Here is a 16806-nt window from a genome sequence, read left to right on the forward strand (position 1 = left end):
ACACGCAAAGCGTGAGCGTGAAGTATGTAGATCGCGAAACAGGTAAGGAAATTGCCGAAGCGACAAGCGTGGACGGGGTCACCGGTGAAACGGTAACTCTCGAGGCGAAGGACGTAGCGGGCTACACCCCGGAAAAAGCGACCGACAGCTACACGTTGAAAGCGGAAGGCAACGAATATACCTTCTACTACAACGGCGAAAAGCGTACAGTGGAAGTATACTATCTGCTTGACGGAACGGATGAAGAACTTGTTAATCCGGATACAGTAGAAGGCGTAACGGGTAAAAAAGTAAACTTGGAGCCAAAAGTGATACCGGGCTACACCCCGATAACTCAAGGTTACAGTTATACTTTTGAAGTCGAAAACTTACCGCAATACTTCTACTACACAGCTGACGAGCAAAGCGTGGAAGTGCAGTACTTGGAGCAAGGCACGGACAAAGAACTTGCCGATCCAACGACATCCAATGGCGTAACTGGTCAAACGATCGAGCTGAAAGCAAAGGATATCGCGGGCTACACCCCGCTTGAACCTACTTACAGCTACACGCTGGACGTTGAAAATGCACCGCACGTGTTCTATTACAAGGCTAACGAACCGGATAACAACAGAACCTTGACCGTAAGATATGTTGATTTGATTACGGGCAATGATTTGCTAGATCCGACCGAGCATTCGGGTAAAGTGGGTGAAGAAATCACGCTCACCGCGAATGATTATACGGATTCGGTAACTGGTGCGGTTTATAAACCACACGATTACAGCGTTCCTTATACATTCAAAAACGAGCCGCTTCACGACGTATTCACTTTCACTTACACGCAAGACGTTTCAAGCCTGGAACGGACGGTTCTCGTTCATCATGTTGACAGAGAATCCAATCTGCCGCTTATGGAACCAACTCCTGCCAGTGGAAAAGTCGGTGAGACAATTATTCTGAAAGCAGGTCCGATTTCCGTAGCAGATGCGGTTTATATGCCGGAAGAATTCTCTTATAACTATACGGTAACCCTTGATTTGGAGCAGGAATTTACGATTTACTATAACCTTGGCGAGCCTTCTGGTGACGTAGTGAAACTCACTATTTCGTACCTCGACAGAGAAACGAATGGGGAAATTGCTTCACAGGAAGTCATCGAAGGAAAAGCAGGAACCCAATTTACGCTGAATGCGAAAAACGTTCCAGGTTATACTCCTGAAATTCCAAGCTTCGAATATCGTTATAGCGACGAACCAAACCAAAATTACGTGTTCTACTATACGAAAAACGCACCAACTGATCAGCAACTCACCGTCAAGTATTTGTTGAACGGAACAAACGAGCAGCTTGCAAGTCCAAGCGTATTTACAGGCAAACCAGGCGAGACGAAAACTCTGACGGCCGTATCGATCTCCGGCTACACTCCGGTGAAATCGACCGATGCCTACACATTTACAACGCAGGCAGGCCAAGAGTATATTTTCTACTACACTAGAAATTCGGCTAACCCGGGTGGATCCGGAGGTTCGAATACCTCGAGCGGATCGACCGTAACTCCGCTGCCGGCCTTGCCGCCGCTGCCAGCTGTTCCGCCAACCCTTGAAATGGAGAATCACTACGACTATATTAACGGGTATCCTGACGGCTCGGTGAAGCCGCTTAACAACATTACCCGCGAAGAAGTAGCAGCGATTTTCTACAGGTTGCTGGATGATGAAAGCCGTTCTGAATACCTGAAAACCGGCAATTCCTTCTCCGACGTAGGGGCTACGCGTTGGTCCAACAAGCATATTTCCACGATGGAAAATGCAGGAGTCATTACCGGATATCCAGACGGTACCTTTAAACCGGGACAATACATTACCAGAGCCGAGTTCGCGGCGATCGCTTCCCGTTTTGACAAGCTTGATGAGCGGGCAAACGATAGTTTCACGGATATTACAGGACACTGGGCAGAAAAGTATATTGCCTCCGCAGCCAATAAAGGCTGGATCAAAGGCTACACGGACGGAACCTTCAAACCGAATCAATACATTACTCGGGCTGAAGCCGCCGCGTTCATCAACAGCGTGCTGAACAGAAAAGTCGATAAGGACGGAATTCATGAAGATGCCAAGATGTGGCCGGATAATGTCTACGGTAAGTGGTATTACTACGACATCCTTGAAGCCACGAATCATCATGACTACTCCAGAGAAGAAGACGCTGAAGTAGAGGTTTGGGAAGAAGTACTTCCTAACCGTGTCTATCCTTAAAAACCCAAAAAGCTCCCTTTCGGTTAGAATCCTTAACCGAAAGGGAGCTTTTTATTTATTGTGCACTCGAGAACAGCTTGTCCAAGAATTCATAGGTTAAAGGCATGTCCTCTTTCAGGTGGTTCCGTGTTTTGTCGCTGTAGAAATACAGCGTTGCGGTTTCCGCAAAATACTCGGTCGAGTAAACCGATACATAGCCGTCGCCTTCATAATCGTTGTTCGCTTCTTTCTTCCAGACCTCAAGAAAATCGGAAGAGGAGCTTACATTGTTCAGAACGATCCGGTCGATCGCATGGAAGGTTTCATGAAGTTCGAGGTTTTGTCCATTGTGTCCTTTGCCTTTGTTGCTGTATCCGATTCTTGCGATAACGACATTAGAGCTGACGCCCGGAACATCGTCCCATGTAAGTCCTGTGTTTTCCCAGCCTCTAGGCGTAACACCTTTGTATTGAGCGAACTCGGGTTCATCGGTAATCTTTCCATTGACCAGTTTGACCTTAACGCCGTTGTCTTTCAAACCTTGCAACAGAGAAGAGGGAATCAAGGACAGCCGGTTCATCATTTTATTCGCATCGGTTTTGTTATATTCACCTTGAGGCAATACGACTATATCATCTATCAATTTGTTGGTAGAATTGGCGTATGCCGGAACAGCAGCTAAATTTAAAGTGAAAATGATAGCGATTGCCAAATAAAAAACACGTTTCATTTCGGTTCCTCCCAAATTGCACCAAAAATTGATGCATACTAACCGAATCAGGAAGTAACGAAATAACATGTATTTACGTTTGGCTTCCATATCGGCAACTGGCTGGCGTTACGGCTTGTCCGTGGTAGCCCCTATAGCTTTGCGTCCCCATCTTTCGATGGATTTGCCTTTATCAATATGAAAATATGAAGTTGGTTTACGATAACAAAAAACCTTCTTACCGAATAAGAAGGTTGAGATCAACAAAAGAGTTGAGCTTCTTCAATCGGTAACTGGCTGGCTTAGCGGAAAATTCCGCCTTAACCCCTATAGTTTTGCGTCCCCACTTTTCAATGGGTTTGCCTTTATCAAATCAAGAAGTATGTAATTAGGTAAAAATATGAATCTAGCTACCATTAGAATAAGTCTAATAGACTATATAGTCAAGCATTCTTTTGGAAACGTTGTGTAGCTTTGAAAAAGTTGAAATTGCTGTTGTATTTCAAGTGAACTGGGATACCATATAGCTGTTTTTTTTGTTCTTATGAGGCACCTAAGTCCTATATTGTTTATGCTTTAAGAGCTTGGCTCAGAGTTTTCGATTTTGTTTTTCTTTCGAAAGTCCCGGACGATGCGCCCGGGACTTCTTTGTTCTCGTCAGTTGTGCTATCCTTTTAATCAGATGGATAAATTTAGGTCATGATTTTTGGCTAAGGAGTCTAGTCTATGAAAGTAATCCTGGTAGATGATGAACGGCTGGCTTTGGATTATTTGGAGCGTCAATTGAGAAAGCTCGCCATGGATATAGAGATTGTCGGGAAGTATACCGATCCTTTGGAAAGCGTTACAGAGATCATTCGACTTCAGGCCGATCTTGTGTTTCTGGATATCAATCTTCCCGAGATGAGCGGCATCGAATTGGCTGAACAAATTTTGGAGCGGAAGCCGGAAATTCAGGTTGTGTTCGTCACGGCTTATGATGAATTTGCGGTCAAAGCTTTTGAACTGAATGCGCTGGACTATATTCTGAAACCGATTAGGTCGGAACGGCTCGAGAAAACATTGAATCGGATTGCGGCGAATATGGATGCAAAACCGATTGAGGATACTGCAAATGATAAAATCAGGCACACACGCATCAATTTGTTCAGGCAAGTCAGCGTCGAAACGGAAGAAGGGCGTCAAAACCTGCTTCAATGGCGAACGACAAAAGCCCAGGAGCTATTTATGTACCTGCTTCAGCATCGGGGCAAATGGGTTCGCAAATCGCTTCTGACGGAAATGTTTTGGCCGGAGTACGAACAGGATAAAGTGTATTCGCAGCTCTACACCGCTATTTATCATATTCGAAAAACGTTGAAGCCTTTCGGTGACCAGATTCAAATCGTAAATGCATCAGAGGGATACATGATGAATCTGGAGCAAATTCCGCTGGATATTGAAGAGTGGGAATTGAAGCTAACGGCTTTGCCCCCTGTATCCAAGGAATCGATTGAAGATTACATAGAGGTTATGAAGCTGTATACCGGGGATTATTTGCAGGAATATGATTATTGGTGGGCTGAAAGTGAGCGGCAGCGTCTCAGGAACCTTTGGTTAAGGGCTTCTTATTCGATCGGGGAATGGTACGTCGGACAGGAGGAATGGGAGAAGGCCATCTCTATCTACGACAATTTGTGCGAGCTGCATCCTCAGGAGGAAGAACCCTATTTTGCCTTGATGAAAATATATGCTTTGCTCCACAATCCTACTATGGTTGAAAAGCACTATCTCTCATTGAACTCGGTTTTGCAGCAGGAATTTAACGTTCTATTGCCTGACTACATTACCGATTGGTATGAGGAATGGACAAAATGCCTGGAATCGGAACTACATAATTAATAGAGATCGGGGTGCCTGATAAGGCATCCCTTTTTTGCGTCTTGGATTTGAAATTGTAGAGATTTTGTCCAGATTCAAAAGGTAATATGTACAAACAAGCGTTGCAAAAATTGTCGGAGAGGGGTTGAGGGTGGGACATTTGAATGATTATAAACTGCTACAGACAAAAAAATAAATATGAAAATAAGGAGTTGATGAAGTGAAATCCAAGCTAATGAATTGGCTGCTGGTTCTGATAGTTCTGGTAAGCACCGTAGCTCCCGCCGGCGGAACGGCTATAGCCGCTGAAGATAAGACGGGCGTGCTTACGAACCTGACGGCTGTGGTTATGCAAGATGGAAAGATCATTACGGAAAACGACAAGATCAACAGCAAGAAACCGATTGAGGTTTCAGTTTCCTTCGGTGTTCCGGTGGCAGGAGACAATCCTACCCCGCCAGAGATCATCGAATACGGGGATAAGGCCAGTATTCTGTTAAGTCAAGGTTTCACCGCGATACCGGATCCGATTCCTCCGCTTAAATTCGGACCTAAGCAGCTTGCTAGTGCGAGCCTGTCCCAGGCGGGGAGTACCGTTACTGCGGCGGTCTATTTTGACGGGGACGCCGATATTTTTGATGGGATTGGCGGTTACATGAATGTTGCAGGAGAGTTTACAGCAAAGCTGCAATATGATGACAGCGGAAGCGCCGGGACCGAAGGTGATCATACGGTAACCATTCTTGGAAAGACCTATATCGTAACTGTTCCTCCGGCTGAGATTATCTACAATGTTGAAAAGAACGGCACAGTCGATTTATCCAATCGGGTGATTGATTGGGAGGTGGAGTTAAATGCAACCCAAAACAGTAATTCACTGGATCTGAAGGATTACATATTTAATGATGATCTGACCAGAGTAGGTGAAATGGTGTCGGGTTCTTTCGAGTTGGGAGGAACTCCTGTTACACCCGATCCGATAACGGGAAATGTAGTTGAGTATACATTCCCTGAGAATTCGGTGAGCCCGCAAATCATTACTTTCCAGACGAAGATTCCGGAAAACAAGTACTATGCTAACAATAGTCAATCCGTAAACAATACTGCAAAATTGATGAAAGGCAATGTCTCCGTTAAGGACGACTCGACCACGGTGACATTTACACCGCCGAAATGGATTGAAAAGAGTGGGGTAGCCAGCAACGAGATCGTTGGCGGCGTATATGATCCAAATGACCGCACTATCACCTGGACGATTACAGCCAACCGGGCAAAGGCTACTCTAGACAATCTGACGATCAAGGATCAATTACCGGATGGCCTGACCTTTGATTCGGCGGAATGGGAGACTTCTGCAGACGGTACGACCTGGACTCATCATAGCGACATTTCCTCGGAGCCTGCAGGCGGCGAATATACGCTTCCGGGCACGGTCAATGAAATTGTTCGCCTGATTATCACGAGCAAAGTGACAGATACCAACATTACGACAGGCACGAGAACATTTTATAATTCCGCGACGCTGGACTGGGACGGCAAGCCAGCCGGAGTGAATCCGGGCACAGGCAATATTGGGGTAGGCATCGGCTACAATGCTATTACCAAGACGGGTACGCTCGATAAAACCAGTCGCGAAATTACATGGACGGTCAACGTGGACGCAAAAGGCCAAAACATCCCGGACATGAAGGTGTACGACCTGCTTGTCTACAAAAACAGTATTAACCTTAATACAGTGACCGGCCTCCCGTCAGGTATTAATAAAGGGGAACTAACTCCGCGTTATGGCTTGAAATTTGTAACAGGCAGTTACACGGGAGACGGAAATTTAAACGTTATACCGATTGAGCAAGACGGGGAGCGAGTTGCAGATCTGCTGGAAATCAGCACTCTTTCAATAACAGCGGCTAACAGTTTCTCATTTAAGACGCTTGTGGTAGACCCTGGTGTTTTTGCAGGAAACAAGACATCTACCGTAAATAATACGGCTTCGCTGTTTAGTAATACCACTAGGCTGAATACAGCTACAGGAAACGTGAGCTATGACAGCCGAATGCTGGAGAAGGAACTGCTGAAACGTGATGCGCAAGCCGATCCAGCCGCAGGCGTTAACATTCATCGCACGACCAACGCTTCGGAAGGTTTTGATTATTCCGACAAGTCGGTTATTTTCCGGCTTAGCGTCAACGCAGACGGTTTGGATTTCAATGCCGTGAAAAATGCGGACGATGAGGCACTGGGAGCAGCTACCATTACGGATACCTTACCTGCGGGTTGGGAATTTACGGAGATTGCACCTGGCCAAAACTACCTTGTCTTCGAGGGAACGGCGGGCTCAGGCTCTTCTGTGAATGCTGTCGACTCCACGCCGGATACGGTAGCAGGAATGACGGCTGATTTTACTGAGACAGGCAAGGCTGCCTTTACTTTCAGCCCGCTGAACAAGCCTTATGTTATTTTAGTGAAGGCTAAGCCGAACAACACTACGCTTGACGCCTATTTTAGCAACAATAAGACTTCGACAGTTACCAACAACTTGGAGCTGAAGGCGGAGAAATGGGCGACAGGAGTATCTAAAACCCGGAACGTATCGATTAAGAGCGAGATTCTGAAAAAATCCTACACGGTTCCCCAGCAGGGCACCTTGAAGTGGACTGTGGATTATAACCCTTATGCTTTGACAAATGTAAGTGAGAAGATTGGGGACACACTGCCAATCGGTCTTGATTTACGCACGGATTCCAAGGGCGTGCTGTTGCTGGACAACAATATTACTGCCACGGAACTAACACTGAAGGAGGATGGAACGCTTGAGGAAGCAAATCCCGTTTCTCTCCAACTGGGCGGTAATATTTCTTACGATAATACAACCCGTGTTTTGACCTTTATCATTCCGGATAGCAGCAAGGCTTACCGCTTAACTTATTTGACGGACGTAACTGGTGATCCAGGCGCCGTTACTAATCAGGTACGTTTATCTAATAGCAATGTCAACATAGAAAATCAAGCTGTGAATTATGCAATCAGCATGGCGGACAGCAACGCAACCATGCAAAGAGGCGGTTGGCTTGAAATAACGAAAACGGACGGAGCGACAGCGGCCGTACTTCCTGGTGCCGAATTCACCCTGTTCTCGGCGGATGGAAACACTGTTATTCGTAAGGCTCTCAGCGCCGGTAACGGTAAGCTGACGATGAGAGCAATCCCGGCCGGACAATATGTGCTTAAAGAAACGTCTGCTCCTTTCGGTTACAGATTGGATAATGAAGCCCATTCGGTCAGCGTAGATACTTCCGGTCCTACTGTTGTCACTTCCATTGACGGTAAGACCGGCACGGGCTCTAACCTGCTCACGGTAGTGAACTACCGTGAGAATACCGCAGGCAATCTGGCCATCAGCAAAACAGTTGCCGGAAATGACGGAGATTTGGCCAAGAAGTTCAATTTCACGGTCACATTTACCGGAGCTACAGGAACGTATAGCTACATTGGAACCGGCGGCGCAAGCAATGGTAACATCAGCAGCGGAGGTACGATTGCTCTGGCACATGGGGAAGGCGTTATCATTACCGGCCTGCCTAAAGATGCGGAATATACGGTAACGGAAGCCGATTATTCCTCCGAAGGGTATATCACTGCTAGTATTGATGCAGCCGGCATCATTGTTGCGGATGATACGGAGTCGGCTTCATTTACGAATACGAAGGATAAGCCGGGCAGTCTGGTTATCAGCAAAACAGTAGCCGGCAATGCGGGAGACCAAAGCAAAAAATTTGATTTTACGATTACTTTTAGCGCAACAGGAACTTATAATTATACGGGAGCAGGCGGTGCGGCTGACGGTACTGTCAGCAGCGGCGATACCGTCTCGCTGGCCCACGGAGAAAGCATTGCTATCGCGGGTCTGCCGAAGGATACGACTTATTCGGTAACCGAGGCGGACTATGCCGCGGATGGATATGTAACTGCAAGCACGGGAGATACCGGCACGATCGTGACAGACGATGTCCAGACAGCCGCATTCGTTAATACGAAAAATGTTTCTGTACCGCCGGGCCCTGGGCCGGGTCCCGGACCGGGTCCTGGACTTTCGGAGCCGAATACGCCTTCCGAGACAGGTGGCCTGACAGTAGGGAAGACTGTTGCCGGCAATGCAGGCGACCGCGGGAAGAAATTCAGCTTCACAATTGTCTTTAGCGGCGCGCCGGGCTTCTACAGCTATTCAGGAAACGGCGGAAGCGGGGTTATTCAAAGTGGGGGCACCGTTTCGCTGGCTCACGGGGAGAGCATTACAGTTTACGGGCTGCCTAAGGGAGCAAGCTATACGGTTAGCGAAGCTGATTATACTGCAGAAGGATATGTGTCGGTCAGCACAGGAGCATCCGGTGTGATTCAAGGCAATACGACGCAGAGCGCAGCTTTCATCAATTCCAAGAATGACAATGAGCCTGAACAGCCATCGCCTGAGGAGCCGCAACCGGGAGATAATGGTGGCGACAACGGCAACAACGGAAATAACGGAAATAACGGCAGTAACGAAGACGGAGGATCAGCCGGCGGCGATGGCTCTACCGGCAGCAATGAGGGTACCGGCAATCACGGCGGTACAGATCAGAGAGGATCTGACGGTGTTCAAGGCGGTACTCCGAAAACAGGGGATAGCTCCCTCAAGCAGATGGCTCAATTAGGATTGATATTTTCCCTAATGGCACTGGCCGCGCTGTTCTCTGCGGATTTCGTCCTGCGGAGAAGAAGCTCGAAGGGATTGAAGCAATAGATTAAGCAGACTATTAAAGAGACAGGAAAGGGCCTGTCCAAAACGAAATCATTCCGTTGCAGGCCCTTTTCATAAGGAAGAGATATGAAAAAGAACAGAAGCATGGCAAAAACACGCAGGTCCGGTATGCATTTGCTGCTGCGTCTGCTGATGGGAGTATGCCTGCTTGGCGTGTTGAGCTCGGTGTATATTCTCTTAGTATCTCAGCGGGAATATACCCGGGGGGACGCGGCCTATGCACAGGTCCGAACATTACTGGAGCAGCAGGAACTCGAGTTACGCCCGGACAGCGTTTCAGAAGCTCCTGTCGTGGAGGAGGCCAAACAGGTGGATTTCACCGCCTTGAGGCAAATCAATGCGGACGCAGTGGCCTGGATTACGGCAGAGGAAAGTGTAATCGACTACCCCGTAGTGCAAGGCAAAGATAACGATTATTATCTGAACCATCTGTTTACGGGACAAAAGAACAAGCTGGGCAGTCTGTTCGTCGATTATCGGACACCGGGCGATTTTTCCGGGAAAAGCACCATCATATACGGGCATAACATGAAAGACGGTTCCATGTTCGCATCATTAACGGATTACAGGGATCAAGCCTATTATGACCAACATTCTGTCATGCAACTGTACACGCCCGACGGTTCGTATTCCATTGAGTTCTTTGCAGGGATCCTCGCAGACGGAGATTATGAGTTTCTTCGGCTGGAGTTTGATGATGACCGTGATTTTCTTGAGTACATCGGCGAGCTGAAGGCGGAATCTACCTTTCAGAGCGAGGTGGATGTGCAGGCGGAAGATCGGATTGTGGTATTGTGCACCTGCTCTTATGAATTCAACAATGCCAGGTATGCCTTGTTCGGGAAGCTGATTCCCCTTGACTAGTTTTCGCTCGTAATTATATTGGCAAGCGGATGACCTCTGGATTCTTCAGGGGTCATCTTTTTTAATGGAAGTCGAGATTTTGTAGAGTTCGTTACATTATACTTTATCAAATAGACAAGGATATCCAGCTTGAACGAAGTTGAGATAGACGATAAGATCGCCATAAAGGCCCAAAACGGGAGATTACATATATAATATAAGGTTTATAAGCGTCTGCACCTAATTGCCAAGAGAGGATGAAATTTTCCTTTGTCCAACAATAATAAGAATGTCATCTCCAAGAAAAAAATGTTTCTATATTTAGGTGTGTTCCTGCTTATCCTTCTAAGTCTACGTTTGCTTTGGTTTCAGTTTAGAACGGTTCCGCCGCATCCCCATGCACATCAAGGGGTTATCGATTTGCGAGATTGGAAATTTAACGATAAGCAGGTTGTATATTTAAACGGAGAATGGGAGTTTATTCCCGGAGTCCTTTGGGAACCGGCGGAAGACGGCGGCTTTATTCCAAATGCGGAACAGAAGGAGAAATGGATCAAGGTACCGGGAAAATGGAACCAGGCGGTGGGCAATAAATCCGGTTATGGATACGGAACCTACCGGCTTAGAGTTCTTGTAGAGGACGCCGGGCAAATCTTCGGACTGAGGATTCAGAACATACAGAGTGCCTCAAAATTATACGTGAACGGCGAGCTGCTGAAGCAAATTGGAAACCCGGCGGCTAACCGGGCTCTTTACCAGGCCCAGAATACCCCGTATACTGTTCAATTCAAGCCTGATGGTAATGAATTCGAGATCGTGATCCAAGCTGCCAACTATAAGATGTATAGCACCGGAGGCATCACCCAATCGATCAAATTCGGTACGGCTGAAGCCGTGTCGAGAGAAGTGTTTTTCACCCAAAGTATGCAGATAATCGTATGCGTGGTTCTTCTGCTGCACGCTCTTTACGCAGGCATCCTATACTTGCTTGGTCATCGCGGCAGAGAACTCGCTTATTTTTCCATAACCCTCTTTTTTGCCATTATATCGATCCTGATTGACGATGATAAGATGCTTTTAGTATGGCTGCCGATAGATTTTGATTGGTCCTTGAAAATAAGAATCGCCGTCTATACCGCAATTCCGGCTTTTTTGACTTTATGTATCCGTGCGCTGCTAGGAAGTCGCGGTTTTAAGAAAGGGACGGCTGCATTTGTCGGGCTATGTGCGGTCAATCTGATGCTGATCATCTGTTTGCCTGTGCAGTATATCATTTTTTGCCGTTATGTACTTTTGATCATCATGTTGTCGGTAGCGGTGCTTGTTCCTTCCCTCGTTTTTGAAACCATTCGCAAGGGCGAACGAACGGCATTCTTCATTCTTCTATCAGCGGTTGCTCTTTCGACCAATATTTTGATAGGCGGCGTGTTCAAAAGCAGAGTTTGGCCCGACATGCCTTATTACCCGTTTGATTTCATTATTGCTTTCCTCAGCTTTGCTTGTTTCTGGTTCATTCGTTTCTCTCAAATGACGATCCGGTCTCGGAAGCTAGCGGATGAACTCCAGAAAGCGGACAAACTGAAGGATGACTTTCTGGCGAATACTTCGCATGAGCTCAGAAACCCTTTGCACGGGATGATCAATATGGCTCAGGGCGTATTGGAGAACGAATCTCGCACGTTATCAGAGTCAAGCCGCGGGAATTTGCAGCTGATTGTTACTGTAGGCCAGAGAATGTCACTATTGTTGAATGATCTGATAGATGTAACCTTGCTGCGCGAACGAAATGTCCGCTTGAATAAACGGAGCGTTCATCTTCAGGGCGTGATTGTCGGGGTATTCGATATGCTCCGTTATTTGACGGACGGCAAAGCGGTGGAATTGGTGCATAAGGTTCCGGATTCCTTTCCAAAGGTGATCGCTGACGAGAATCGGCTGGTCCAGATTTTATTCAATCTGATCCATAATAGTATTAAGTTTACGGAAAAAGGAATCATCTCAATCGAAGCCGAACTCCAGGACGGGCTGGCAATCATTAGAGTCAAGGATTCGGGAATCGGGATGGATGAAGAGACCCGGCGGATCATTTTCAGGCCCTATGAACAAGCGGAAACCGTAAAGTCGGGAGCCGGCGGAATCGGTCTAGGGCTAAGCATTTGCAAGCAACTGGTCGAACTGCATGGCGGAACATTGGAGGTACAATCGTCACCGGGCGAAGGATCGATATTTAAGTTCAAACTTGAAGTGGATAACGACCTGGAGAGACTGCCGGAGAGCGAAATCCGGCACGAAATCCGGGGGATTAGCGATTTGCCCCCAGTCGCTGAGGGAGTTATAAGAGCGGCGGAGAATGAGGTGGCTACAGCTGAGACTAGCGAATGGGGACAATGCTCCCCGGTTCATTTTATAAGCAAGCCGCGCATTTTGGCTGTCGATGATGATCCCATTAACTTAAAGATTCTCGGGAATATTCTTTCTGCGGAGCAATACGATCTTTCCACAGCTTCCGGCGGGAGGGAAGCGCTGAAATATTTGGAGCAAGGGGATTGGGACCTCGTCATATCGGATGTCATGATGCCGCAAATGTCCGGATATGAGTTGACCCAATTGATTCGTACTCAATATGGGATGACGGAGCTGCCGATTTTACTGCTGACAGCCAGAAGCCGTCAGGAGGATATTTATACCGGTTTTGCGGCGGGAGCCAACGATTATGTAACTAAACCCGTAGGATCGCTCGATTTAAAGGCAAGGGTCCAAGCCTTGATTCATCTCAGGCATTCGGTCGGCGAACGCTTGCGGATGGAGGCCGCATGGCTTCAAGCTCAAATCCAGCCGCATTTTCTGTTCAACACGCTAAATTCTATCGCCTCATTAAGCGAGAGTGACCCTGGCAGGATGATCGGTCTGCTGGAAGAGTTCGGAAACTATTTGCAGATGAGCTTTAATCCTAGAAATTTGCAGCGTTTGGTCTCTCTGGAGCTTGAACTGGAACTGACGCGTTCTTATATGTATATTGAGAAAGAAAGGTTTGGAGACAGGTTACAAATTCAGTGGGACATCTCGGGATCGTTGTCTGCTGAAGTCCCTCCGCTTTCGCTTCAAACCCTGGTTGAAAATGCGGTTCGGCACGGTATTTTGACGCGGGCCAGCGGCGGTACGGTTACAATCGGCATAACCGAGGATGAGAACGGCTGGCTCATTTCGGTTATAGATGACGGAGTGGGCATAGCAAAGGATAAGCTGGATCAACTTTTGGCGGGGACGGATCATGTTCATCGGGGGATCGGTTTGATCAACACGGACCGGAGATTGAAGCAAATTTACGGCCGGGGACTAAGCATAACCAGTAGAAGCGGCCAAGGCACGACGGTATCATTCAAGATCCCCAAACAGACAGGGAATTAGCGTCAGGATAAACGACAACAGTACGGGTTGGTGATACAAATGAATTTGACAAGTCCTTATGTGCACTATTTTATATATGGATTACTCTTGATTGTCTTCTTGGGAGGAGCGCTCTACATACGTGCTTTGCGGGAGGAAAGAAATGCTTTAAGGGAATTGGTGTACCGGGATCCCGTGACGGGTTTGCTGAATCGAAGCGGGTTCGATGATTTTTGGGAGCATTATCGGAAGAAAGAAAATTTGGCTTTGCTAAGTCTGGATCTGGACGGTTTTAAGGAAATCAATGATACTTATGGCCACTCGGCGGGAGATGCGCTGCTTAAAGAAGTGAGTCAAGGCTTGATGCAGGTCACGAACAAAAACCAACTGGCGTTCCGGATGGGCGGCGACGAGTTCCTGTTCATTATGAAAAACTGCGATCCTAACCAGGTTGAAATTATGGCCTCGTTAATCTTGAAAAAGATTAGCAGGCCGTATTTTATCCAGGACCGGGATATATCCGTAACGGGGAGCATCGGCATCAGCATGTGCGAAGCATCCAAGGCGGACCGGGCCCGTTTGTTGGAAGAAGCCGATAGCGCAATGTACCGTGCCAAGCGGAAGGGGAAAAACGGATACCATGTGTTTTCGCATATTTCAACTAACGGTATCATGAGTTCTGATTTATGAAGAAGATAACACAAAAGTCCATATAGAAAATCACTTTATTATCGTTACTCCTTCTGGATAACATAGTAGAATGAAGGATATCATTCCAGAATTCAGAACATTTCAGGAGGATTCCAATGCCTATCTTTTTCGACAAAGCTCAAAACCTGTTCCATTTACAATCGCAAAACTCCAGCTACATCATACAACTGGTTCGCGGGTATGCCGCCCATGTTTATTACGGACGCAAACTTAGACAGGACAGTAATCTGAAGGGAATGTTGAGTTTTAATGAGCGGGCCTCCTTCAGCCCGAATCCGATACCGGATGACAAATCGATTTCATTGGATACGCTGCCGCAAGAATACCCTCAATACGGGAGCAGCGATTTTAGAAGCCCGGCTTATCAAGTGAAGCTGGCGAATGGTACACGGGTAACCGAGCTTGCCTACCGGACGCATCGAATCCTTCAGGGTAAGCCGGATTTAAAAGGACTGCCGGCCGTGTATACGGAGCACGAGAGCGAAGCCGAAACGCTGGAGCTGGAACTCAGCGATGCGGTTTCCGGTCTGACCGTCATTTTGAGTTATACGGTATTTGCGGATTCTGCTGCGATCACCAGATCGGCAAGGATCGTGAACGAGAGCGGGGCCCCGTTAGAATTGGAGCGGGCATTGAGCGCCTCGCTGGATTTTGCCGATTCCGATTACGATGCCTTGTATTTGTCGGGAGCGTGGGCACGGGAGCGTCATGTTCAGAGAAGAAGGCTTGCACCGGGCGTTACGGGAATCGGAAGCCGTAGAGGTTCCAGCTCGCATCAGCAAAATCCGTTCTTTGCCTTGCTTCGTCCGGATGCGAACGAGCGGCAGGGAGAAGTGTACGGCGTGAGTTTGGTATACAGCGGTAACTTCATCGCTGAAGCCGAAGTGGAGCAGTTCGGAATGACCCGTCTGCAAATTGGCTTGAATCCGTTTGATTTCTCTTGGCATCTGGAGCCGGGTGAATCTTTTCAAACGCCGGAAGCGGTGCTTGTGTACTCGAACGAAGGCCTTGGAGGCATGTCCCGGGAATATCATCGTTTATACCGGACAAGACTTTGCCGGGGACAGCACCGTGACCGTGAGCGTCCGATTCTGGTCAACAACTGGGAAGCGACTTACTTCGATTTCAATGCCGACAAAATCGAGGCGATCGCTCAAGCGGGGAGCAAGCTGGGAATCGAGCTGTTTGTGCTTGATGACGGCTGGTTTGGACGGCGTGACCGTGACAACAGCTCGCTCGGGGATTGGTTTGAGGACCGGCGCAAGTTACCGGGCGGCCTGAAAGATCTGGCGAACCGGGTGAAGGCAACCGGGTTGCAATTCGGGTTATGGTTCGAGCCGGAAATGGTATCGCCTGACAGCGATCTCTACCGCAGCCAGCCGGACTGGTGTTTGCATGTGCCGGACCGCCGCCGGACGGAAGCCCGGGAGCAGCTTGTGCTCGATATGTCGAGAAGTGATGTCCGTGAGTATCTGTATGAGCGTTTAAGTGATATTTTCAGCACGGTTCCGGTCACCTATGTGAAATGGGACATGAATCGCAATATGACGGAAATCGGTTCGTCCGAAATTCCGGCTGATCGGCAGAAAGAAATTGCGCACCGTTACATTCTAGGTTTGTACGAACTGCTCGAACGCCTTACCGGAGAATTCCCGCACATTTTGTTCGAGAGCTGTTCGGGCGGTGGCGGCCGGTTTGACCCGGGGATGCTGTATTATATGCCACAGACGTGGACCAGCGATGATACCGATGCTGTCGAGCGGTTGAAGATCCAGTACGGAACCAGCCTTGTATATCCCGTGTCGACGATGGGAGCGCATGTCTCGGCCGTACCGAACCATCAAGTGGAACGTACAACCTCGCTTACGTTCCGCGGCGATGTGGCCATGTCCGGAAACTTCGGATACGAGCTTGATTTGACTAAATTTACGGCAGAGGAACAAGAAACCGCTAAACAGCAAATTGAAACTTACAAGGAGATTCGCGGATTGGTTCAGCAGGGTGAGATGTACCGGCTCCTTAGCCCGTTTGAAGGCAACGAGACCTCCTGGATGTTCGTTAGCCGCGACCGTAATGAAGCCTTGCTGTTCTATTTTAAAGTTTTGGCGGAACCGAATGCGCCGCTTCGTAATGTGAAGCTGGAAGGTTTGGATCCGGAGAAGAACTATTGTTTGGAAGCGAGTGGAGAAATTTACGGCGGTGATCGTTTGATGGCCTTAGGGCTGCCGGTATCTTCATTAAGGGGCGATTTTGCAAGTATGTGGGTCCGGTTGAAGGCCGTATAA

Annotated in this window: 8 protein-coding genes and 2 riboswitches; of the genes, 7 read left to right on the forward strand and 1 reads right to left on the reverse strand. The window is 47.9% G+C overall.

Annotated elements, in window-relative coordinates; genetic code table 11:
* A partial coding sequence (locus tag KB559_RS08405) for an S-layer homology domain-containing protein (RefSeq protein WP_211021272.1) occupies positions 1 to 2237 on the forward strand: 2237 nt, incomplete at its 5' end.
* A gap of 55 nt (positions 2238 to 2292) precedes the next feature.
* On the opposite strand, the gene KB559_RS08410 is transcribed toward KB559_RS08405, so the two are convergent.
* Positions 2293 to 2946, reverse strand: coding sequence for an anthrax toxin lethal factor-related metalloendopeptidase (locus tag KB559_RS08410; protein ID WP_211021273.1), 654 nt, complete (start codon positions 2944 to 2946; stop codon positions 2293 to 2295).
* Positions 2947 to 3036: 90 nt separating this feature from the next.
* A riboswitch (cyclic di-GMP riboswitch) is annotated at positions 3037 to 3124 on the reverse strand.
* A gap of 86 nt (positions 3125 to 3210) precedes the next feature.
* Positions 3211 to 3299, reverse strand: a riboswitch (cyclic di-GMP riboswitch).
* Positions 3300 to 3651: 352 nt separating this feature from the next.
* Between KB559_RS08410 and KB559_RS08415 the strand changes: the two genes are divergently transcribed.
* From KB559_RS08415 to KB559_RS08440, 6 genes are all read left to right on the forward strand, one after another.
* Positions 3652 to 4806, forward strand: a complete 1155-nt coding sequence (locus KB559_RS08415; RefSeq protein WP_211021274.1) for a response regulator — start codon at positions 3652 to 3654, stop codon at positions 4804 to 4806.
* A gap of 199 nt (positions 4807 to 5005) precedes the next feature.
* A complete protein-coding gene (locus tag KB559_RS25455) occupies positions 5006 to 9562 on the forward strand; it encodes a DUF7601 domain-containing protein (protein WP_211021275.1) in 4557 nt (1518 codons plus the stop codon).
* A gap of 84 nt (positions 9563 to 9646) precedes the next feature.
* Positions 9647 to 10444, forward strand: a complete 798-nt coding sequence (gene srtB / locus KB559_RS08425; protein ID WP_211021276.1) for a class B sortase — start codon at positions 9647 to 9649, stop codon at positions 10442 to 10444.
* Between the two features lie 399 nt (positions 10445 to 10843).
* Entirely contained in the window at positions 10844 to 13831 is a 2988-nt protein-coding gene (locus tag KB559_RS08430) for a hybrid sensor histidine kinase/response regulator (protein ID WP_247681664.1), read from the forward strand.
* Positions 13832 to 13870: 39 nt separating this feature from the next.
* On the forward strand, positions 13871 to 14500 hold the full coding sequence (locus KB559_RS08435) for a GGDEF domain-containing protein (RefSeq protein WP_211021277.1): 630 nt from the start codon (positions 13871 to 13873) through the stop codon (positions 14498 to 14500).
* A 116-nt stretch (positions 14501 to 14616) separates the two neighbouring features.
* Positions 14617 to 16806, forward strand: coding sequence for an alpha-galactosidase (locus tag KB559_RS08440; RefSeq protein WP_211021278.1), 2190 nt, complete (start codon positions 14617 to 14619; stop codon positions 16804 to 16806).

Source organism: Paenibacillus sp. Marseille-P2973, assembly GCF_018101095.1.
GTDB classification, from domain to species: Bacteria; Bacillota; Bacilli; order Paenibacillales; family Paenibacillaceae; genus Fontibacillus; species Fontibacillus vini.

What these genes read in the sequence shown, in the direction of transcription:
- KB559_RS08410 (WP_211021273.1), bottom strand. Translation starts at nt 2,946, where the DNA reads ATGAAACGTGTTTTTTATTTGGCAATCGCTATCATTTTCACTTTAAAT.
- KB559_RS08415 (WP_211021274.1), top strand. Translation starts at nt 3,652, where the DNA reads ATGAAAGTAATCCTGGTAGATGATGAACGGCTGGCTTTGGATTATTTG.
- srtB (WP_211021276.1), top strand. Translation starts at nt 9,647, where the DNA reads ATGAAAAAGAACAGAAGCATGGCAAAAACACGCAGGTCCGGTATGCAT.
- KB559_RS08435 (WP_211021277.1), top strand. Translation starts at nt 13,871, where the DNA reads ATGAATTTGACAAGTCCTTATGTGCACTATTTTATATATGGATTACTC.
- KB559_RS08440 (WP_211021278.1), top strand. Translation starts at nt 14,617, where the DNA reads ATGCCTATCTTTTTCGACAAAGCTCAAAACCTGTTCCATTTACAATCG.